The organism is Dendrosporobacter quercicolus, assembly GCF_900104455.1.
Lineage (GTDB): Bacteria > Bacillota > Negativicutes > DSM-1736 > Dendrosporobacteraceae > Dendrosporobacter > Dendrosporobacter quercicolus.
Genome location: NZ_FNHB01000021.1, coordinates 1 through 1,085, shown reverse-complemented (window position 1 = coordinate 1,085; position 1,085 = coordinate 1). Strand labels below are relative to the sequence as shown.

The 1,085-nt window shown below is 50.1% G+C and carries 2 protein-coding genes; both read right to left on the bottom strand.

Annotation, left to right across the window (positions count from 1 at the left end):
* A partial coding sequence (locus tag BLR06_RS19855) for a collagen-like triple helix repeat-containing protein (protein WP_217636947.1) occupies positions 1–515 on the bottom strand: 515 nt, incomplete at its 3' end.
* Positions 516–635: 120 nt separating this feature from the next.
* Positions 636–1,085: hypothetical protein (locus BLR06_RS19710; RefSeq protein WP_217636946.1), on the bottom strand; the 450-nt coding region annotated here is incomplete at its 5' end.

Below are 1,085 nucleotides of genomic sequence, written 5' to 3'. Positions count from 1 at the left end.
GGCCCGGTGTCGCCTGCCGGCCCGGTGTCGCCTGTTGGCCCGGTGTCGCCTGCCGGCCCGGTAGCGCCTGTCGGCCCGGTGTCGCCGGCAGGTCCTGTTACACCTTCGGTATCTTCCTGAACTTCACTTAGTAATAAATAGGCTTTGTTTATTGTCCCGGTCGCTAAGACTACAGGATTGGTACCTGAATTAACCAGTCTTACCGTAATCGGCGCGGTATCGACTTGAAGCAGGGCAAACCCAGTAACTTCCCCTACTCTGACGGGTGCTTCCCCGGCAATATTATCACCCTGTGATGTCACAATCGAAAAAGAAACGGTTAGTGACAGGGTATTCTGAGTCGCCACCCACCAGTTGATAAAGTATCTACCTGTTTTATTAATTGTTATTTCTCCAGTAAGCGGGTTATAAGCCACAGCTCCATAAGTGGTTAGTGTGGTTTCAAAGACAACATTGGCGCTTGAAGCGACAGTACCCGTTAATTGCCTTCTCAATTGAAGCGCGAGAGTATCCAATTTTTTACTACCTCCAGATTTTAAATGATCATCCTTATTATGCTATAAATTTGTCGTAGTATGGTGACACAACTAGACAAATGTTCCGGCAGAAAGCCAGCTTGCGCGATAGCCTAGAAGCTATATAGGCGTTTGACTAATGATTGTTAGATCTGCTTTGACGGGCGTCATTCCATAACCGATAAGGCTGTCGGTTGCATTGATCAGCTGTAAAGTTACCGGACTGCCCGGGGCTGCGGTGATGGCCAGCAGTGCGTTGCCGGAAAGCTGGCCGCTGATAATAGGACTTGATGCCTGAATGTTATCTCCTGCGGATGAAGTAATAGCGAATGTTGGGACGATTGCCGTTCCGCCCTGGATACCGTCAGCAGCAACCCACCAGGCAATATAGTAAATACCCGATTCGGTAATTGCTAGTGCGCCTGTAAGCGGGTCATAGGAAATAGCGGTTGACTGATTGCTAACCGTTGTATCAAAGAGCACGTTAGTTCCGGCTGCAACGGAAATTACGGCGGGATCCTGAAGCTGAACCTGGACTCCGGCTAGTTCGCTGCCAACGCCGGTAGCGCC